The following is a 21,497-nucleotide window of genomic DNA, read 5'->3' as shown; positions in this document are numbered from 1 at the left end:
TGTCCTTCCTCAAAGTGCATAGACTCTTTAGCGCCCCAAAATTTGACAAAGAGCCATTTCTATGGCTGAACTCAAAATATAACAAAAAACTCCACGGCAACCACACTCAGCAAGCTGAGCGTAGTGTCATGGAGTTTTATTACCTAATTATTACCGGTACTGCCGATACCGCCTTTACGGATACCGGTGGCATCGTCATCGGTAGCGATTAAATATTTGGAGAAAATGCCCTGGGCCACGCGTTCGCCTTTTTCAAGCTGAACTTCTTCTTTCCCCATATTAATAAGGGCAATCAGAATATGACCTTCGTTTTCTTCATTATTATAATAATCACTGTCAATGATGCCGGTACTATTCACGAGCATAAGGTGCCGTTTAATAGCCATGCTGGAACGAATATGAATCGCCAAATATTCATCGTAATTCATAAACGCTTTGAGGCCTGTAGCCACCAACTTCATTTCGCCGGGCGCAATTGTTACGGCTTCCGCACATTCAATATCGTAGCCCGCGCTTTCCGTTGTTTTCCGTCTTGGTAAAGCTATATCTTTATCTTCAAACTGTGATACAACTTCAAATCCACGTATATCCATCTAAGGACTCCTCTTTCAAGTGATAGTTATTTTAAGCAATCTTTGCGGGACAAGTTAATACGACCCTGTTTATCAATTTCGATAACTTTAACCATAATTTCGTCGCCCACATTGACAACATCTTCCACATTTTCAACACGTTCTTTAGCTAATTTGGAAATATGTACCAAACCTTCTTTGCCCGGTAATACTTCAACAAAGGCACCAAAGTTCATAAGACGGGTTACTTTACCGAGGTAAACTTCACCCACTTCAACTTCTTTCGTCAAGTTGGTAATAATTTCAATCGCTTTATTAGCCGCCGCTTCTTCAACAGCAGCAATGAAGATAGTGCCATCATCTTCAATATCGATTTTAGCACCGGTTTCTTCGATGATACCGCGAATTACTTTGCCGCCTTGACCGATTACGTCACGAATCTTGTCAGGGTCGATGTTCATGGTAATAATGCGCGGAGCCCATGGGGACATATTATCACGCGGTGCATCGATAACAGCAAGCATTTTGCCCATAATGTGCATACGGCCTTTATGAGCCTGTTCCAATGCTTCTTTTAAGATTTCACGGGATAAACCGGAAATTTTAATATCCATCTGAATAGCGGTAACGCCTTTCGCCGTACCGGCTACTTTGAAGTCCATATCGCCCAAAGCATCTTCCATGCCTTGAATATCCGTTAAAATCGTGTAATGTTCACCCTGAGTTACAAGACCCATAGCAATACCGGCTACCGGTGCTTTAATAGGCACACCGGCGTCCATTAAGGACAAGGTGCTACCGCACACGCTGGCCATGGAGCTGGAGCCGTTGGATTCCAATACTTCGGATACCAAACGCATAGCGTATGGGAATTCTTCTTCTGTTGGCAAAACGGCCAATAAAGCACGTTCAGCCAAGGCACCGTGACCGATTTCACGACGTCCAGGACCGCGGGAGGAACGAGCTTCCCCTACGGAATAGGATGGGAAATTGTAGTGGTGAATATAACGTTTTTCCGTTTCAATACCGATACCGTCGATAGTCTGTTTTTCAGACAATGGAGCTAAAGTACAGATATTAAGAACCTGAGTTTGACCACGAGTGAATAAGCCGGAACCGTGAGTGCGAGGCAATACACCTACACGTACGCTGATTGGACGAACTTCATCCAACTGACGGCCGTCCGGACGGATTTTTTCAACCGTAATCATATGACGAACGATTTCTTTCGTCATTTTTTCAAGCGCCATATTTACATCATCCATATTTTCAGGATAGATTTCTTCAAAATGAGCGCGTGTATCAGCATATACTTCATCCTGCTGCGCATCGCGTTGTTGTTTATCGGCACAACGTACGGCTTTATCGAGGGCATCATGAGCGTATTCTTTAACGGCTGCCAAAATATCTTCGTCTAAAGCATGCGTTGGCAATACGCGTTTTTCTTTGCCTGCCACGGCTACCATTTCTTCCTGGAAAGAAACGATGCGTTTAATTTCTTCATGAGCCGCCATGATAGCGTCTAAGAGTACGTCTTCCGCTACTTCCTGCGCACCGCCTTCTACCATCAAGATAGCATCTTTTGTGCCCGCTACGACTACATTTAAGTCAGTAGCTTCAAGTTGTGCTACGGTTGGGTTAATTACAAAAGAACCGTTTACACGGCCGATGCGTACACCGGCGATTGGACCTGCCCAAGGAATGTCGGACAAAGCCAAAGCTGCGGACGCACCAATCATACCGCAAATTTCAGGTGCATTATCCTGGTCTACGGACAATACGGTAGCACATACATGCACTTCATTACGGCAACCTTTGTCGAATAATGGGCGAATCGGACGGTCAATCAAACGGCTGTGCAAAATAGCTGTTTCCGGCGGACGACCTTCACGTTTAACGAAGCCCCCCGGAATGCGGCCTACCGCATACATTTTTTCTTCATAATCTACAGTCAATGGGAAGAAGTCAATGTCTTTGGCTTCTTTGGATGCCGTAGCCGTTACCAATACGACCGTATCACCATAACGTACTAAGGCTGCACCGCCTGCTTGTTTTGCCAATTCCCCTGTTTCAATAGTTAGGGTACGACCGGCAAGATCCATTTGGAATTGTTCCATTCCGATTCCTCCTCTGAGTTACTCTTCTACAATTTTTACATTCTCTATTATTGTAAATGATTATCTCATAAAATAAAAGTGTTTTATTAGTTATTATATAAAAAAAGCGGCCAAGGCCGCTTTTTAAGTTACGCAAACTAACGCGTGAAACGCAATTATTTACGTAAGTTTAATTTTTCAAGAATTGCACGGTAACGTTCAATGTCTTTACGACGAAGGTAGTCAAGCATGTTACGGCGTTGACCAACCAATTTCAAAAGACCACGACGGGAGTGATGATCCTTTTTGTGTTCTTTCAAATGTTCAGTAAGGTATACAATGCGGTTAGTCAAAATCGCGATTTGTACTTCCGGAGATCCGGTGTCGCCTTCATGAACAGCAAATTCTTTGATGATAGCTTGTTTAGCTTCTGTAGTTAACATTATTATGTCCTCCTGTACTACGAATAAAATCTCGACAAGCCAAAGTAAACGTTGGAGATTCGAATACTTCGCTTGCGTTAACAGTGCGTATAGCACCTTAATGAGTATACTATATGCCCCTATAATTGTAAAGAGGGATTTTACAAAAATCCCTCTTTACATACGTCGTTATAAGTACAACGATATTCATTTTATGTAAATACCATATAATGGCATCCACTGTTCATTACGATTGAATTTTAGGTTCCCAACATCATACGGTCACTAATAGTATCGCCGGCCACTTCAAAGCGTTCCAATAAGTCTTGAACCGTTAATTTCTTCTTCTCTTCGCCGCGCACGTCAAAGATAATGCGTCCGTTATTCATCATAATCAGACGATTGCCGAAACGCAAGGCATCACGCATGTTATGCGTAATCATAAGGGTTGTCAGATTATGCTCTTTAACGAGTTTATCCGTCAACGTTAACACGTTTTCAGCCGTCTTAGGATCAAGGGCTGCCGTATGTTCATCGAGCAATAGCAGCTCAGGACGAAGCATGGTGGCCATTAACAAGGTAATGGACTGGCGCTGACCGCCGCTCAATAAGCCCATACGAGCCGTCAAACGGTCTTCGAGACCAAGGCCTAAGAGGGATAAACGTTCACGGAACAATTCCCGTTCTTTCGGTACGAACGCCCATTTAAGGCCCATCCGTTTACCACGGCGCAAAGCGAGAAGAAGATTTTCTTCAATTTGCATGTTCCCCGCCGTACCAAGCATAGGGTCCTGGAATACACGGCCGATAAACGCCGCTCGTTTGTATTCCGGCATTTTCGTAATATCCGTATCATTAATATGAATGGATCCGGAATCAATGGGAAATACACCGGCAATGGAATTCAACAAGGTACTCTTACCGGCCCCGTTACCGCCGATAACGGTAGCAAAATCACCGGACTCCAAGCGTAAATCAACGCCATGAAGAGCCACTTTTTCATTGACCGTACCTTTAAAGAATGTTTTGACAATCTGTTTAACTTCTAACATAGGTAGCCCTCCTTAGCGACTCTGCCATTTCGCCTTCAATGTCGGTAAGGACAAGGCGATGGCAACCAATACGGCCGTAAATAATTTCAAATCATTTGGCGGCATACCTAAGTATAATACAATGGCAATAACGATACGGTACACAACGGAACCGAGCACTACGGCCGTTAAACTTTTCACAAAAGAACGGGTGCCGAAGAGAACTTCCCCGATGATAACCGAAGCCAAACCGATAACGATGGTGCCTACGCCCATGCCTACGTCGGCATAACCGTTTCCTTGTGCTACGAGGGCACCGGCTACAGCTACAAACGCATTAGATAAAAGCAAGCCCAATACAATCATCGTATCCGTATTCACGCCCTGGGCACGAATCATTTGCGGATTCACGCCGGTGGCACGAATGGCGGCCCCGATTTCCGTCCCGAAGAACCAGAATAAAAATAGACCGGATAAAAAAGCTACCAATAAGCCTACGATGGCCAAAGCCCAGGTAGCGGAAATATTCATGGCTTCCAAATAGGTATATACTGTGTCCATGCGCAATAAGGACACATTCGCTTTCCCCATGACATGAAGATTCACCGAGTATAATGCAATCATGGTTAGAATCCCGGCTAAGAGGGCCGGAATTTTAAGCTTAGTATGAACCAAGCCCGTAACCACACCGGCGAGCATACCGCCCACGGCGGCTGCTAAAATCGATACAACCGGATTCACGCCGGCCACAACGAGTGTAACGGAAATAGCTGCGCCTAATGGGAAGCTCCCTTCAACGGTTAAATCGGCAATATCCAATACACGGAACGTAATAAATACGCCGATAGCCAACAGTGACCATAACAGGCCTTGGCCTAATGTAGAAATAATCAGGTTTTCCATGTTTCCTCCATCTATAAAAAGAAAAAGGCCGAAGCCCTTTTCTTTTATGTATTAGGTTAATTATTTACCCTTTAGTTTAAAATCGGGCTATTCCCTTTTTTAATCAGGATATTTATTTACCGGCTTCTTGCAAAACGTCGGCCGGAATAGTAATGCCTAAACGATTAGCCACATCTTGGTTAATAACCAATTTGAATTCTTTTTGACTTTCAACCGGCATATCTTCGATTTTAGCTTCACCGGATAGGATTTTAGCCCCCATTACACCGGTTTGGAAGCCCAATTGGTAGTAATCAACGGAGTAAGTCGCTAAACCGCCCATTTTTACCACATTGTCTTCACCCGGGAATACCGGAATTTTAGCGGCATCGGTAATTTTAACCAAGTTAGGCATAGCCGATACAACTACATTATCGGTAGGTACATAAATAGCTTCAACACCCTGTGTTACCAAGTTTTGTGCGACCTGCTGAATATCGTTCACATTTTGAACCGTCATTTCCACAACTTCAAGGCCTTTTTCCTGAGCATGTTTCTTCATGCGTTCTGCCTGTAATTGGGAATTCACTTCGCTGGCACTGTAGATAATGCCGACTTTCTTAGCATTCGGTAAAATACGAGTAATTAAGTCCACCTGTTTTTCTACCGGATTCATATCAGTCGTACCACTCACATTAGTGCCCGGTTTTTCATCACTTTTTACTAATTTAGCTTGGACATAATCGGTAATGGCTGTACCCAAGATTGGAATATCTTTGGTTGCATTTGCCATAGCTTGAGCAGCCGGCGTTGCAATAGCCAACACCAAATCATCTCTATCTGCCACAAAACGCTGGGCAATACTGTTCAAATTCGACTGGTCCGCCTGAGCGTTCTGCTGATCGATTTTTACATTATCTTTAAACCCTTTAGACGCCAAGCCGTCAACAAATCCCTTGTTGGCCGCATCAAGCGCCGGATGTTCAACGAGTTGAACGACCCCTACTTTGTACGTTTTGTTCGCACCGCTATCATTGCTACTGTCACTACCACAGCCGGCGAGTAAACCTACAGCCATCAAAGCTGCCGCCGCTGCCACTACTACACGTTTCTTCCACATAATAAAATGCTCCCTTCTACCATACTACACATATCCATCTACACGGGATATTGCAACCATTATAGCCTGTTTCTTTGCCTATTTCAATAGGAAAATGAAAGAAAATTCATCAAAGAGGCCTATAAATGACGCCCACAGGATTGTCAACTACTTCAAATAGCCATTCCGTTTAAGTGCCGCTTCCCATTCTGCTTCTTTAAAACCTACCAGCACTTCATCATCAAGGATTAATAACGGACGTTTTACGAGCATGCCATTCGTAGCAAGTAAAGCCAATTTTTCTTCATCACTCATAGTGGGCAATTTATCTTTAATATTTTCACTGCGATAAACCTGACCGGACGTATTGAAAAAAGCCTTAACGTCTTTACCGCTCTTCGGTTGCCAAAGACCAAGTTCTTCAGCTGTCGGATTTTCTTCCTTAATATTGCGGTCATCAAAACTGATATTATGACTTTCCAAATATTTTTTTGCTTTTTTACAAGTTGTGCAAGTCGGATATTGTACCAATAACATTAGTTTTCGTCCTCCTTAGCCAGCTGTTCGAGCATTTCATGAGTCAAACTGTTGGCCGCCAAAATATACTCTTCCAATTTACCGCGGCCGATGGCTACTTTCATAACCGGAATTTCAAACGGATCAAGCAAAACTTGCATGAGGATTTCACCCGTTTTATAATAGCCTACTACGCCTTGGCCTTCCGTCGGATCAAGGGTTTCACGCTTAACAGTCTGACAATACTTCGCCATTACCGCTTCCGCGGCAGTAGCGCATTCTTCACGGTCCTTCAAATATTGTTGCGCCTTGTCTTCTTCAATGTCAAAAATATCAATGCGCACCGTCGGTTTACTGGTCTTACCTTGACTGATATTACCCATTATAGATTTCCTTCCACGCCGTCGGCTTTTAAAAAGGCTACATAACATTTCTTAGCTTCATATACGTCCGCTTTGCTCGTTACTTCCCAAGGTGCATGCATGCTGAGCACAGCCACGCCGCAGTCGATAACGTTCATGCCGTAAAGCGCCATGATGTACGCAATGGTACCGCCGCCACCAAGGTCTACTTTACCGAGTTCAGCCGTTTGGAAATTAACATTATTATCATCCATAATACGGCGAATAAAGCCCATGTATTCCGCATTGGCGTCATTGGAACCGGATTTACCGCGAGCACCGGTGAATTTGTTAAATACAACACCTTTGCCAAGGAATGCGGCGTTTTTAGCTTCAAAGGCGGATGCATACAATGGATCGAAACCGGCACTTACGTCGGAAGACAACATGCGGCTCCGTTCCAAGCTGCGACGCACGGCCAATGGCGACTTATTACCGGCCATGGCCAATAATTCAGCTACCACATTTTCAAACCAACGGGATTGCATGCCCGTAGCACCGACAGAACCGATTTCTTCTTTATCTACCAATAAAGTACAGGTAGTGCGTTTTACTTTATCTACTTCCAGCATAGCCGCTAAGGAAGTGTAAGCACAAACGCGGTCGTCCTGGCCGTAAGCCAAAATCATGCTGCGGTCAAAGCCCATTTCACGAGCACGACCGGCCGGTACGATTTCAAGTTCGGCGGACAATAAATCTTCTTCGGTGAAGCCGTATTCTTTTTCAAAAATATCATTCAAGAACTTGGTTACGCCGTCTTTAAGTTCACCTTTAACAGGTTGGCTGCCGATGAGTAAATCAAGGTTTTCCCCTTCAATCACTTTAGCCGCTTTTTTCTCCATCTGTTCCTGGCCCAAATGAGGCAATAAGTCGGTTACGCAGAATACCGGATCCGTATCTTTCTCACCGATGGAAAGAGTTACTTTCGTGCCGTCTTTTTTCACAACGACGCCATGTAAAGCAAGGGGCATAGCCACCCACTGGTACTTTTTGATACCGCCGTAATAGTGCGTATCAAAGAAGGCCAAGTTCTTATCTTCATAGAACGGATTCTGTTTAACATCAAGGCGCGGCGAATCGATATGAGCACCTAAGATATTGAAACCTTGTTCCAAAGAGTCGGTACCGATATTGAATAAAGCAATGATTTTATTCATGTGTACGGCGTATACTTTGTAGCCCGGTTTAATCGGTTGACCCGCGTTCTGAAATTCTTTTAAATTTTTATAACCAACGGCTTCCGCTTTCGCGATTGTTTGTTCAATGCATTCGCGCTCTGTTTTGCCGTTATCCAAAAAATCACGATACTCTTTACATAAAGCTTCCATAGCCTGTGTGTCGGCTTCGGTATATTCATGCCAAGCATATTTACGTTCCATATTATCATCCTTCCTAATTCAAAATTAGGAATCGGCCCGTAGCGGCCGATTCAGCTGTATATATTATACATCAATTGAAAAATTTCTACATCTCAACTGTAAGTCATTTTCATTTATTTTTTATCCGGATTATTAATAAACTGCTGCTTTGCGTCTTCCTCTGCCTGTTTCGCCGCCATGCGGGCCAAATAGGCTTCCTCTTTTTGACGATTTAACTCAGCCCGTTCTTCATATAAATTTTGAAGTTCCGGCGGTGCCGCCGTCAATGTCTTAGTCACATAATAACTAAGTTCTCGATTGCGCTTCATATATTTACCGATACGCCAATGGACACCGAATAAGCCGTGATGCGGACAGCGGCCGATGCTCAAAAATTTATCGCCGCTTAAGCGCTGAATTTTATTGGTTGTCAACAAGGACTGACATTCCGGACAATGAGCGCGGCGCACTTTATTATCGTGCAACACTTTGCGTTTATCACCGAAGTTTTCATAAATAAAGAAACTGATTGGTTTCGGAAAATAGGCCTGCGAATAAGTGTTTTTTGAAATTTGTTCGTACTGAGCAATCCCCTGGTCTAGCGCAATCGCTTTACAAATATAGCCTGTGAAAATGGAGTCATTCAAGGCATCATGAGCATTCAACTCATCCTGTTTTATGTCAAGCTCTTCCATAGCTTTGCTTAAAGCTACCTGCTGCGTATTGCCATGTTGCAAATAAGCAAAAATAAGCTGCGCATCATACCAGGTATGTTTAATCGTACCGGGCAGACCGAATAACTTGAGGTTTTCACGAAGCATCACAATATCATCGGAGCCCCAGGTCAAAAGCACGGCATCGTCACCGCACCAGTGTTCAAAATCCTTGTAAGCCTGCACGAAAGAAACACCCATGGCCAAATCAGCGGCCGATATATGGGTCAACTTCTCCACATGTTTATGCATGCGCGTTAAATACTGCGGTTTTACAAAAGTATTGAAGGTATCAACCAACTCTAAGTTTTCATCAAGCTTAATAGCGCCGATTTGAATAATTTCCCCCGATACGGGTAAACCGGTGCGCTTCATAAAGCTAATGTCATTGGCAAAGGGCTGATTCCATTCCAAATCAAATATTATATAGGTCATCAGGGTTCCTCGCTTCCCGGTTCGACAAGAAGCGATTGAGCCGCCGCAATAACGGCTTCGGTAGATATAACAGATACGCCTTTGTAATTGCCTTCCTTGATGATCTGTTTCATGCTTTTGCCTACTTCATACTCTTCCATTGATTCCAAGACTACGCAGTTCTGCGTGTATGGACCGTAAAATTTAGGATTAGACGGACCATACAAGGCTACGAGCGGCACATGCTGGCTCACCGCCACATGCATCGGTCCGGAATCATTGGTTATAAATAAACTGCAACGATGAATGGCGGCCGCCAATTCGCCTAAACTGAATTTACCCGTTGCCACAATCGGCGTATGTTTCATCTGTCCCACTACATCGGCCACCATGTCTTCATCCATAGGACCGCCGAAAAATACAATCTTATAGCCGTGGTCGGCAAAATAATCAGCCACCGCCGCAAATCGTTCTTTCGGCCAACGTTTCTCGGGCACCGCACTGCCTACATTAAAGCCGATAACCGTATCCACATCACTGACGCCATGGGATTCATAAAACTCAGTTACCTTTGCCTCCCATTCGGGACAGGTATATATTTCAAGGCCTTTATTGGACGTATCCTTTACGCCCAACTGTTCCAACACATTAATGTACATATCCGCAGCATGACGTGTTTTACGATCAAGGCGCGTATACTTCGTCATAAACGGACGGAACAGAAAATGGCTCATACCCACCGTAATTTTGCCATGTAAAGCCCATGCAAAAAAGCTCGTTCGTTCGTTGGGGTGAATATTGATTACCACATCCGGACGACCTTCTTTATCACGTAATTCATGAGCTATCCGTCTTAGCGCACTAATACTGTTGTCGCGGCCTTTTTTATCAATCGTTACTATACTGTCTATATTCGGATTATATTGCATAACCTCTTTTAATTTTTCATCCATTACAAATGTAATGTGGCTTTGAGGTGCCGCCTGTCGCAACACATGTAAAAAAGGCGTTGTTAAAATAACGTCCCCTAAATGCATCAAAAAGGTGACTACAATTCGTTTATGATTGAGGTTCATAAAATACTAACTCCTTTTTTAAAGCAGTGTTTGCACCGTTTCCCATACGGTATCCACCGTAATTTGCGCCATACATTCCGGATCATCCACGAGCGGTGCCTCCGGCGTGGCCTTCGATGTTGGCGAAACAATAATATGCACATAATCGCCGCCATAAGGACCGGTTCGTTCCGGCGATGTGGTGCCATATAAACCGATTAACGGGCGTTTTAGCGCGTTGGCAATGTGTAACGGGCCCGTATCGGCACTGACATACAGTTTACAGCGACGTATTAATTCAATTAATTCTTCCAATGAAGTTTGCCCCGTCATATTTATGACATACGGACTATCTACGCCGTTTTGAATTTCATCCGCCTTTTCCTTATCCGAAGGGGCCCCTACGAGTACCACATATTGCTTTTGGGCGGCTAAGCGCTCACAAAGGTCGGTAAAGTGCGGGATTGGCCATTCTTTAACAATCCACCGGGCACCCGGCGCTACAACTACATAATCGGCACCTTGCGGCATGCCCTGAGCCCGTAATTTAGCCTCACAGGAATTAGCCGCTTCTTCCGATTCATTCATGGGAAATTCAATAGTATCCACAGTGCCGCCTAAAGCCCGTACCGTATCTAAATAACGCTCAATGACATGGCCGTATTTATTGGGCCCTACCAAGGCTTTATTAACAAGATTACTGCCTTCACGCAGCTCCCAATAGCCGTACTTCTCTTTGGCACCGGATAAAAACGAAACGATGGCGCTTTTTGCCAAACACTGCAAATCCAGGCACATATCAAAATTTCGTTCGTGTAAGATACGGCGCAAAGTCCATAAATATGAAATTGATTTCAATTTCTTTTTATCGATAAACAAAACTTCATCAAGCCATGGTTTGCCCGGCAAAGGGCCGCTGAACTGTTCATGCACTGCCCAGGTAATATGCGCATTCGGCCAATTCTTACGAATCGCATATAAGGTGGGCAACGCATGAATCACATCGCCAAGCGAGCTCATTTTGACAATCAGTATCCGTTTATACTCCTTCATGGGTCTGTCCTTTCTGCTTGGCTTCTAAAATAGGGGCTAAAAATTCATACAAATCGGTGCCTTCAAAAAGGTACCCTTCTATACCGGCCGCTTCAGCCGCCGTCACATCGGACGGTTTATCGCCCACTAAAAAACTGTTTTCCTTATCAATATCATAGTCCTTCATGGCTTGCAATAACATGCCCGGTTTTGGTTTACGACAATCACAGTCTTTAGTGAATGCCGCTACCGTTCCCTTTACATGATGAGGACAATAATAAAATGCAAGGATGGGCGCCTTTACCTTGGTCAACTCTTCGTTGATATAGGCATGTAGGCGCTCCATATCTTCTACTGTGTAGTAACCCCTGGCAATACCGCTTTGATTGGTGACGACGATTAAATCATAACCGGCCTGCACGGCCGCAGCTAACGCTTTTGGTGCGCCCGGTACAAAGGCAAAATCATCAATGCGATATAAATAGTTCACATCTACATTGATAACGCCGTCCCTGTCTAAAAACAATACTTTGCGCATGGGCTTCTCCTTAACAAACACAATTAACGGATATATTTAACGAACATAACCTTCGTTATGATCTAACAATTCACAATATTCGGCAACGGCATCTTCCAATTTAGTAAAGCCTTTATCGTAACCGGCCGCCATCAATTTAGTGGTGTCCGCTTCCGTAAAGCTCTGATATTTACCTTTTAACACTTCAGGGAACGGAATATAGCGTAAGTTGCCGGAGCCGTTATAATCGATAACAGCCTGCATGAAGCGATTGAAGCTTTTCGCTTCGCCCGTACCGCAGTTAAAAATACCGCTGATTTCCGGATGTTCCCAGAAGAAGAAGTTTACATTCACTACATCTTTGACATAGATAAAGTCGCGTAACTGCCCGCCGTTTTCATAACCGTCAGTACCTTCGAACAAAGTAATTTCACCGGTTTCACGAAGTTTGTAGAACATCTGCCGTACTAAAGACGCCATATTGCCCTTGTGGTTTTCATTCGGACCGAATACGTTGAAATAACGAAGACCTACTACTTGGGACTGTAAGTCTTTTTCAAAACGACGTACATAACGGTCGAAGAATAATTTAGAATAGGCATATGGATTCAATGCTTCTTCGCATTCCGGTTTTTCTGTAAAACCTTTTTTACCATGACCATAGGTAGACGCGGACGATGCATAAATGAACGGCACACGACGTTCCTGGCAATAGTGGAACAAGTTTTTGGTGCCTTCAAAGTTATTGTGCATCATGTAACGTCCGTCATAATTCATCGTGTCCGCACAAGCCCCTTCATGGAACACCACTTCAATCGGTCCCACATCAAAGGTATTCGTAGCTACCGCATCATCAAAGTCGATGCAATCTACATAATCATAATAATCGAGCATCTGCAAATTACGGATTTTGCTGCCGTCTGTTAAATCGTCAACGATTAAAATATCGTTGCGACCGCGTTCGTTAAGTTGTTTAACGATATTACTGCCGATAAAACCGGCACCGCCTGTAACTATAATCATAATAATCCCTCCTGCACTAAGGACTTAATCTTTTCTATAATCCCTGTCGTGGAATAACCATTTTTAAACGGTAAAATCATCACTTTATCCACGTATTCACGACCGATAACATCTTCCGGCTTATAATCGCCGCCTTTAACCAAAATATTGGGACGCAACGCACTTAATAATTCAGCGGGCGTGTCTTCTTCAAAGACAACGACGCCATCCACAAACCCCAAGGCCCCCATAAGTTCGGCGCGGGAACTTTCAGAGTTAATGGGACGCGCCACCCCTTTAAGGCGTTTCACCGATGCATCGGAATTAAGGCCCACAATCAAATGGTCCCCCAAGCGAGCCGCATCGCGCAAATAGGATAAATGACCGCTGTGAAGAATGTCAAAACAACCATTCGTAAATACAACGGTATGACCTTCATTCTGCCACTGACGAATTTTAGCCGCCATTTCCTCACGACTGTAACCGATAATCGGATCCGCCTGGCGTTGGCGTTGACGAATGGTAGCCCACAAATCCAAGAGTTCCTGCCGATGAATCGGATAGGTTCCGACTTTGGACACAACGACCCCGGCTGCCGCATTGGCAACATGTAAAGTGCCGCGTACCGTAAGGCCCGCCGCCATAGCCGTAATAATCATGGCCACTACCGTATCACCGGCACCGCTCACATCAAATACATCTTGCTGCGTCGCCGGATTATGCCAAATCTGACCCTGACGACTCACAATCGTAATCCCTTTAGCGGAACGTGTAGCCACCACATAATCAAAATCAACGGCATCCAGTGTTTCTTTCGCCGCTTCAACGATGGCTTCATCCGTATTCGGCAAGTTTCGCCCGATATATTCACTAAGCTCTTTTACATTCGGTGTAATAAACGTGGCACCACTATATTTAGACCAATCATTGCCCTTTGGATCAACGATGGTTTTTATACCTTTGGCTTTGGCGATTTTTAAAACTTCCCCCAGAACGGCCGTCGTACATACGCCCTTGCCGTAATCGGAAATAACAATGCCGTCAAGACCATGTTCAGCCAACTCTTTAATCCAAGCCAACAAGAATTCTGTTTCTTTCGCATTCACCGGTTCCGGTTCTTCGAAATCGAGGCGCATCATTTGCTGACGACCGCCGAGGATTCGCATTTTAGTCGTGGTCTGACGGGACGGCTCACGCATAATACCGGAATGATTGATATTTTCTACTTCCAATAAATCGGTCAATAACTTACCATGCGTATCTTCACCGGCTACACCGCCCAAGAACACCTGACAATCAAGATTTGCCAAATTAGATGCCACATTGGCAGCCCCGCCCAAGACTTCACGCACATCGGTGACGCGGTTAACCGGCACCGGTGCTTCCGGCGAAATACGGCTCACATCGCCGAATACATAGCGATCTACCATTATATCGCCGATAACGGCAATGCGTAACTTAGGCAATTTATTATTCAAAAACTCGGTAATTGTTTTACTTATCATATTCTTCTTCCACCAGCTCACAAATAATATGGCCTACCATAATATGCATTTCCTGGATACGTGCCGTTACTTTTGAAGGTACGGCAAAGGTAATGTCGCAAATATCTTTAAGTTTGCCACCGCCTTCACCGGTAAACGCAATCGTGTGCATACCCGTATCACGTGCTTTTAACGCCGCTTTTACCACATTGGCACTGTTACCTGAAGTAGAGATACCTATTAAAACATCACCGGAACGACCAAGCCCCTCAACCTGACGGGCAAATACTTCGTCATAGCCGTAATCATTGGCTACGGCCGTCAAAATCGATGTATCGGTTGTTAAGGCGATACTCGCCAACGAACGACGTTCTTTTTGAAAACGACCGATTAATTCAGCCGCCAAATGCTGAGCATCCGCAGCGGAACCGCCATTGCCGCAAAATAAAACTTTATTGCCCGCTTTTAACGCCTCTTTGCAGCGCTCTGCCATTAACTGAATTACATCCATTTGTTCCATCGTCTTGCCGAACACATCCAAATGGTCTGTAAAACGCTCCGCAATAATAGGATTCAACTCTCCTTGAAATTCCATATAGCCTCCTAAAAACTATGTTAATAATGCGCTGTCCATTTTTAAAATGCATACTGCATTTATATTAAACGGCTTCATAGAGCCATATAAATTACAATATAGTCTGTAATAAACGTTCCGCATTGTCGTTAAATATTTTATGCGTATCGCGCTCACTGAGGCCCGCTTTACGGAAAGCATCATATAAGCGCATCATGTCACCGGCATCTTCAATTTCCGTATCCGGTCTGATGCCGTCAAAATCCGTACCTAACGCTACTACATCACTGCCCCCTACATTACGAATATAAAGGCTGTGGCGCACAATATCTTCGATTAAGCTGATGCGGGATGTGCCTAAAAAGGACTGTGCAAAGTTAAGACCGATTACCCCGCCCTTATTGGCAATGAGACGAATTTGATCATCCGTTAAATTACGTCGATGATTAGTCAAAGCCCTGGCATTGGAATGAGATGCAATAAATGGTTTCGTTAAGATTTCACCAAGCTGATACGTACCCGTATCGTTTAAATGGGAACAATCCACAATCATCCCTAATTCTTCCATATATTGTACAAACTCAATCCCCTTCGGAGTCAAACCTTTACCTTCATACTTTTCGCCGTTAGGATAGGATAAACCGTTCGGGAAATTCCAGCTAATCGTAATGAGGCGCACACCGTCATCATAGGCTTTTTTCAAACGCTGTAAGTCGCCTTCAAAAACGCCCCCTTCTTCAACGGATAATAAGGCGCTGATTTTTCCGGCTGCTCGCGCCGCCTTGAACTCTTCATAGGACCGTACATGAACAATATCGTTCTTATACTTTTCCATTTCCGCCATAAACAATTGGCGCATAGCTTCATAGCGGGCATAGGGATCTTTTTCCTGATCGAGCTCTACAAAGAGAGCAAAATCTTGTAAATGATAACCGCCCTTTTTTAATTTTGCTATATCTATTTTCCATGGATTCTGCCCCAAGTCGCCCTTATCGGGTTCATCGATGAGCATCATTATGGTATCACAATGTAAATCTATCATTTAGTATCCTCATGTTCGCGCAAATCCTTCAATACGGCCACAAAGGCTTGTACGTCTTCAAAATTACGATATACGGAGGCGAAGCGAACATAGGCTACTTCGTCGATATTTTTCAATTCTGCCAACACCAAATCACCGATTTCAGAAGATTTAATTTCCTGCTGCGAGCGATTGCGAATCGTGTCTTCTACATTTTTTACAACATTTTCCAATATTTCGCGTGGAATATTACGCTTGTTACAGGAGCGCAAAATACCATTCAACAATTTGCTGCGGTCAAACATTTCATAACTGCCGCTCGATTTGATGACCATAATCGGCACATCTTCAATAACTTCATACGTCGTAAAACGGCGTCCGCAAGCCAAACATTCACGGCGCCGACGGATGCTGTTATCATCATCGGTAGCGCGCGAATCGGTTACTTTATTTTCAGTATGTTTACAGTAAGGACATCTCATGAGTTCACCTCATTCCCAATTAATGTATTAAATATTATAGTTATTATTGCTTCAAATACTGCTTACTGTTTTCAGCAATTTCTTCAATAAATTGATCCAGCATTTCATAACGTTTGCGATACATGTTGCGTTTATGCGTCTTGGCCGTTTCGTAAGTCTTACGTTCTTCCTCTAAAGGAATACGATAGAACTTTTTATCTTCAGCACAAGGTGTACCGCCCAATTCATTCCAGAACGGATCAAACTGCACTTTTTTAGAGCGATTGATACGAATCAAATGACTGTTGGTATAAAAACCTTCGTCGGAAATAGCGTATAAGGAGTTAATCCCCATTTGTGTTGCCAATTGACGCATTAAGAAGAACATAAAATTCTTAGGTCGATAACTGAACATTTTCTTCGTAATCTGTTTTGCCTTATCAAGACCGTTTTTGTGACCCTGAATGGTACCGATCCAAATACATGGTTCACCGTTAAAACCATGACCCAAGCGGAAGTTAATATGGTAAATACTTTCCCCTTCATACATGAGGAATAAACTTAAAAAGCCTTCCTTACGCTGGCCCGTATGGAACCAAAGCTGTGCTTTTAAATCGAGCTCTTCGTTCTGCCAAATCACTATCGCATGGCTTTCATCGGGATTATACATCTCCGTAATGGCTTCTTGTGTGAAATACTTAGGGAGCATATCAAAATGATCTTTAATCGCTGCCAAACGCTCTTTAGCCGATGAATTTTTAAATAAAAACACGCGATTAATTACTTCGTAAATGCCTTCGTGTTTGTCGAGCAAATTCGGTAACGGCTGATAGTTGTCAAAATACTCGATGAGTTCTTTCAACTGCTTGCGATTCTTATAAGAGCGACCTACAAACAAAGTAATGCGCCGCTTCTCGCGCCAAGATCTATAACCGTAAATAGAGCGTCCCAACGCCCATTGTTTCTTCCCATATGAAAACATACCTTCACTCCTTAATCGTTTAAGATGAATTCTCTTGCATTAATTACCGTTGAGGTATCAACTTTATTAATATCTGAAATTTATCTTGTAGTTAATCCTATTTGAACTTTCAACATATTGTATCTGAATGTCATATAAAAACTCTCCATATGCTAAAGGGTTTCTAATCTATTGTAACACGAAATGACGAAAAGGACTATCAAAGTCAATGTATAGGGACTTAATTTGTGAAAATAATCTTCGCAATCGACCCAATTTTTGCCATTGTTTGATAGTTTATTTAATAAATACAAAAAACCGACCTTCTCAAATGAGAAGGTCGGCTTAAAGTCATGCACTTTTAACAAGCAGTATGTTATTAAGAGTTGGAACGGTCCTGAATCTTGAGCAAGCAGTCGCCACTTTCGATTCGGCTGCCTTCACGAACATATACTTCCCCAACGATACCGTCGATTGGCGATGTAATAGTCGTTTCCATCTTCATTGCTTCGGTTACGATGAGCGGTTCGCCCTTCAAGACGCTTTGACCTGTCTTAACGATAACTTTAACAACGGAACCGGACAAGGTTGCACCAACTTCACCAGGTTGAGTTTTGTCAACTTTATGACGAACAACACCGGTAGTTTTAACGTGTTTGTCGCGAATCTTAATATCACGAGGCTGACCGTTGAATTCAAAGCTTACAATACGATTACCGTCTTCATCCACTTCGCTCACATGAATTAATTTGATAATGAGCATTTTACCTTTTTCAATGGTAACGTGGATGGATTCACCACGACGCATGCCGAAGAAGAAGGTTGGCGTATCCAATACGGAAATATCGTCATAATCGCTGTTGAATTTTACATAGTCGCTGTAAACTTTAGGATATAAGCAGTATGCGATAACGTCTTCATCGGTTGCCGGCGAACCTAAATCAACCAAGTGTTTACGTACATCTTCAAAATCAACCGGTTCTAAATATGCCCCCGGACGACCTTTAAGCTGCTGTTTGCCCTTCAAAATAATCTTCTGTAATTTCTTAGGGAAACCTTGGTATGGAACACCCAAATAACCTTGGAAGAATTCTACTACGGATTGAGGGAAATCAAGGGTTTCGCCTTTATCGTAGATGTCTTGTTCCGTAAGGTCATTTTGAACCATGAATAAAGTCATATCACCGACTACTTTAGAGGATGGCGTAACTTTGATGATATCGCCAAACATCATGCTTACTTGATGATATACTTTTTTAACTTCATCCCAACGTTCACCGAGACCTACACTCTTAGCCTGTTGCTGCAAGTTGGAGAACTGGCCGCCCGGCATTTCATGCTGGTATACTTCGGTGCTTGGATATGGATTAGTTTTATCCACGCCTTTGTAGTATGGGCGAATGGATGCAAAGTAATGAGACATCTGTTCCATGTAATCTGCATTCAATTCAGGCTGACGGTCATGACCGGACAAACCATAATACAAGGAGTTCATGCTTGGCTGGCTGGTACCGTTGGCAAATGCCGAGTAGGCTACGTCAACTACGTCAACGCCTGCATCAATAGCACGGCCATAGGTATAAATAGCATTGCCAGCCCCTTCATGTGTATGCAAGTGGATTGGCAAATCAACAGCATCTTTCAAAGCAGATACCAAGTTGTAAGCAGCTTGTGGTTTCAAAAGACCGGCCATATCTTTGATGGCGATAATGTTGGCACCGGCTTTTTCTACTTCTTTAGCCATGCTTACATAGTAATCTAAGTTGTATTTTGTACGGCTTGCATCGAGAATATCGCCTGTGTAGCACAAGGATACTTCGGCAATCTTATTCTGATTGCGAACTTCATCGATAGCTACATGCATATTATCAAGGCTGTTCAAGCTGTCGAATACGCGGAATACATCGACACCGTTATCGGCCGCCAATTTAATGAACTGACGTACTACATTGTCAGGGTAGCTGGTATAACCTACCGCATTGGCACCGCGAAGTAACATCTGTAACAATACATTCGGAACTTGTTTGCGGAACATGCGTAAGCGTTCCCATGGATCTTCATGCAAGAAACGATAAGCTACGTCGAAGGTAGCACCGCCCCAGCATTCCAAGGAGAACAAATTGGATACACCGCGAGCCGCTTCGCCGGCTACACGCGCCATATCAACGGTACGCAAGCGAGTGGCAAACAAGGACTGATGTGCATCACGCCAAGTTGTATCGGTGAAAAATACCTGTTTTTGTTCACTTAACCATTTGGAGAACCCTTCAGGTCCCAATTCGTCAAATTTCTGTTTGGTACCTGCCGGTGGTTGACCCGGAAGCAAAGCCGGCATCTGAATCGGTTCAAAATCAGGTACTTCCTGATGACCAAGACCCTGGTAACCGTTAACGGTTACATCGGCGATGTAACGCAACATTTTAGTACCACGGTCACGAACTTGTTTAAAAATAAACAATTCAGGATGTTCATCAATGAAGTTAACATTGCAAGTACCGGACATGAATTCAGGACTTTCCAATACGTTAATTAAGAAGTGAATGTTCGTTTTGACACCGCGAATACGGAATTCGCGCAAACAACGAAGCATTTTCATGATGGATTCTTCAGGAGTTAGCGCCCAGGAAGAAGCTTTTACCAATAAAGAATCATAGTATGGCGTAATTACGGAACCGGTGAAAGCGTTGCCGCCGTCAAGACGAATACCGAAACCGCCACTGGAACGATAGGCTACCAATTTACCGGTATCAGGCATGAAGTTGTTGCTTGGATCTTCGGTGGTAATACGGCACTGAATAGCTTGACCGTTACATTCAATATCTTCTTGTGCAGGGATGCCTACTTCTTTATCGAATAAAGAATAGCCTTCCGCTACACGAATTTGAGTTTTTACAATATCAATACCGGTGATTAATTCGGTAATAGTATGTTCTACCTGAATACGAGGGTTTACTTCGATGAAGTAGAAATTGCCGTCATTGGTAACTAGGAATTCGACGGTACCGGCCCCTATGTATTTAACATTTTTCATAATTTGAACGGCTGCATCACAGATGCGTTGACGTGTTTCCATAGGCAATGCGAAAGCAGGTGCCATTTCAACAACTTTCTGGTGACGACGCTGTACGGAGCAGTCACGTTCATATAAATGAACTACATTACCATGAGCATCACCCATGATCTGTACTTCAATATGTTTAGGTTCAACGATTAATTTTTCAACATATACATCATCATCGCCAAAGGCCATTTTCGCTTCGGATTTGGCGCGATCATAGGCTTCACGAAGTTCGCCCATGGATTCAACGGCACGCATACCGCGACCACCGCCGCCGTTAACGGCTTTAATCATCAATGGGAAACCGTGAGTTTTGGCAAACTCTTCAAGTTCTTCAAAATTGTTAAGAGGTCCGTCACTCCCCGGAATCATAGGAATGCCGGCTAATTTAGCCTGAATACGGGCGTTTACCTTGTCCCCGAACATTTCCAAATGTTCCAGACGAGGTCCGATGAATGTGATACCTTCTTCTTCGCATCGTTTGGCAAAACGGGCATTCTCTGCCAAGAAGCCGTAGCCCGGATGGATGGCATCTACATCATGTTCATGAGCGATACGAATGATATCTTCGATATCCAAATACGCATCGACCGGTTTTTTACCGCGTCCTACTAAGTACGCTTCATCCGCTTGATTACGATGTAAAGAAAGCGAATCTTCTTTTGAGTAAATTGCTATTGTGCGAATTCCCATTTCGTTACACGCACGGAAAACACGGATAGCAATCTCACCTCGGTTGGCAACCAACACAGATTTAATTTCTTTCATGAGACTTCCTCCTCAACTTGTTACCTCTCTACATTGTAGGAGCATTCCCAAAGGAATACA

The 21,497-nt window shown here is 43.7% G+C and carries 20 protein-coding genes; all 20 read right to left on the bottom strand.

Annotated elements, in window-relative coordinates:
• Positions 1–143: 143 nt before the first annotated feature.
• Complete coding sequence (gene dut, locus MXE28_RS07460; RefSeq protein WP_021842439.1) at positions 144–593, bottom strand: dUTP diphosphatase; 450 nt, start codon at positions 591–593, stop codon at positions 144–146.
• 26 nt (positions 594–619) lie between these two features.
• Positions 620–2,689, bottom strand: coding sequence for a polyribonucleotide nucleotidyltransferase (locus MXE28_RS07455; protein ID WP_021842438.1), 2,070 nt, complete (start codon positions 2,687–2,689; stop codon positions 620–622).
• Between the two features lie 155 nt (positions 2,690–2,844).
• Positions 2,845–3,111 (bottom strand): 30S ribosomal protein S15, encoded by a 267-nt coding sequence (gene rpsO, locus MXE28_RS07450; protein WP_006556895.1) that lies wholly within the window; start codon positions 3,109–3,111, stop codon positions 2,845–2,847.
• Between the two features lie 239 nt (positions 3,112–3,350).
• Complete coding sequence (locus MXE28_RS07445) at positions 3,351–4,142, bottom strand: ABC transporter ATP-binding protein (RefSeq protein WP_021842437.1); 792 nt, start codon at positions 4,140–4,142, stop codon at positions 3,351–3,353.
• Positions 4,143–4,154: 12 nt separating this feature from the next.
• Positions 4,155–5,024 carry an ABC transporter permease gene (locus MXE28_RS07440; RefSeq protein ID WP_021842436.1) on the bottom strand — a complete coding sequence of 290 codons (870 nt, stop codon included), beginning with the start codon at positions 5,022–5,024 and terminating at the stop codon, positions 4,155–4,157.
• A 112-nt stretch (positions 5,025–5,136) separates the two neighbouring features.
• On the bottom strand, positions 5,137–6,126 hold the full coding sequence (locus tag MXE28_RS07435) for an ABC transporter substrate-binding protein (RefSeq protein WP_156704906.1): 990 nt from the start codon (positions 6,124–6,126) through the stop codon (positions 5,137–5,139).
• 144 nt (positions 6,127–6,270) lie between these two features.
• Entirely contained in the window at positions 6,271–6,639 is a 369-nt protein-coding gene (locus MXE28_RS07430) for an arsenate reductase family protein (RefSeq protein ID WP_021842434.1), read from the bottom strand.
• The gene (locus MXE28_RS07425; RefSeq protein WP_021842433.1) at positions 6,639–7,001 is read right to left on the bottom strand and encodes a hypothetical protein; all 363 of its coding nucleotides are present in this window, start codon (positions 6,999–7,001) and stop codon (positions 6,639–6,641) included. The genes MXE28_RS07430 and MXE28_RS07425 overlap by 1 nt, the downstream gene beginning before the upstream one ends.
• Positions 7,001–8,398: an aminopeptidase gene (locus MXE28_RS07420; protein WP_156704904.1), complete on the bottom strand. Its 1,398-nt coding sequence runs from the start codon at positions 8,396–8,398 to the stop codon at positions 7,001–7,003. The genes MXE28_RS07425 and MXE28_RS07420 overlap by 1 nt, the downstream gene beginning before the upstream one ends.
• Positions 8,399–8,511: 113 nt before the next feature.
• The gene (locus tag MXE28_RS07415; RefSeq protein ID WP_021842431.1) at positions 8,512–9,525 is read right to left on the bottom strand and encodes a 3'-5' exonuclease; all 1,014 of its coding nucleotides are present in this window, start codon (positions 9,523–9,525) and stop codon (positions 8,512–8,514) included.
• Positions 9,525–10,580: a glycosyltransferase family 9 protein gene (locus MXE28_RS07410; protein ID WP_021842430.1), complete on the bottom strand. Its 1,056-nt coding sequence runs from the start codon at positions 10,578–10,580 to the stop codon at positions 9,525–9,527. The genes MXE28_RS07415 and MXE28_RS07410 overlap by 1 nt, the downstream gene beginning before the upstream one ends.
• 18 nt (positions 10,581–10,598) lie before the next feature.
• Positions 10,599–11,612, bottom strand: coding sequence for a glycosyltransferase family 9 protein (locus MXE28_RS07405; protein WP_247240004.1), 1,014 nt, complete (start codon positions 11,610–11,612; stop codon positions 10,599–10,601).
• Positions 11,599–12,129 carry an HAD family hydrolase gene (locus MXE28_RS07400; RefSeq protein ID WP_021842428.1) on the bottom strand — a complete coding sequence of 177 codons (531 nt, stop codon included), beginning with the start codon at positions 12,127–12,129 and terminating at the stop codon, positions 11,599–11,601. Before MXE28_RS07400 ends, MXE28_RS07405 begins: the two co-directional genes overlap by 14 nt.
• Positions 12,130–12,165: 36 nt before the next feature.
• Positions 12,166–13,131, bottom strand: a complete 966-nt coding sequence (gene rfaD / locus MXE28_RS07395) for an ADP-glyceromanno-heptose 6-epimerase (RefSeq protein WP_021842427.1) — start codon at positions 13,129–13,131, stop codon at positions 12,166–12,168.
• Positions 13,128–14,615 carry a D-glycero-beta-D-manno-heptose-7-phosphate kinase gene (rfaE1, locus tag MXE28_RS07390; RefSeq protein WP_021842426.1) on the bottom strand — a complete coding sequence of 496 codons (1,488 nt, stop codon included), beginning with the start codon at positions 14,613–14,615 and terminating at the stop codon, positions 13,128–13,130. Before rfaE1 ends, rfaD begins: the two co-directional genes overlap by 4 nt.
• Positions 14,605–15,189, bottom strand: a complete 585-nt coding sequence (gene gmhA / locus MXE28_RS07385) for a D-sedoheptulose 7-phosphate isomerase (RefSeq protein WP_021842425.1) — start codon at positions 15,187–15,189, stop codon at positions 14,605–14,607. The genes rfaE1 and gmhA overlap by 11 nt, the downstream gene beginning before the upstream one ends.
• A 91-nt stretch (positions 15,190–15,280) precedes the next feature.
• Positions 15,281–16,210: a membrane dipeptidase gene (locus MXE28_RS07380; RefSeq protein ID WP_021842424.1), complete on the bottom strand. Its 930-nt coding sequence runs from the start codon at positions 16,208–16,210 to the stop codon at positions 15,281–15,283.
• The gene (gene nrdR / locus MXE28_RS07375) at positions 16,207–16,671 is read right to left on the bottom strand and encodes a transcriptional regulator NrdR (protein WP_021842423.1); all 465 of its coding nucleotides are present in this window, start codon (positions 16,669–16,671) and stop codon (positions 16,207–16,209) included. Before nrdR ends, MXE28_RS07380 begins: the two co-directional genes overlap by 4 nt.
• Before the next feature lie 43 nt (positions 16,672–16,714).
• Entirely contained in the window at positions 16,715–17,632 is a 918-nt protein-coding gene (locus tag MXE28_RS07370; protein WP_021842422.1) for a DUF535 family protein, read from the bottom strand.
• Between the two features lie 358 nt (positions 17,633–17,990).
• A complete protein-coding gene (locus MXE28_RS07365; RefSeq protein ID WP_021842421.1) occupies positions 17,991–21,437 on the bottom strand; it encodes a pyruvate carboxylase in 3,447 nt (1,148 codons plus the stop codon).
• Positions 21,438–21,497 lie beyond the last annotated feature (60 nt).

The sequence above is a fragment of the Veillonella sp. KGMB01456 genome (assembly GCF_023051165.1).
In the GTDB taxonomy this organism is placed as follows: domain Bacteria; phylum Bacillota; class Negativicutes; order Veillonellales; family Veillonellaceae; genus Veillonella_A.
This window is presented reverse-complemented; position numbering and strand designations above follow the sequence as displayed.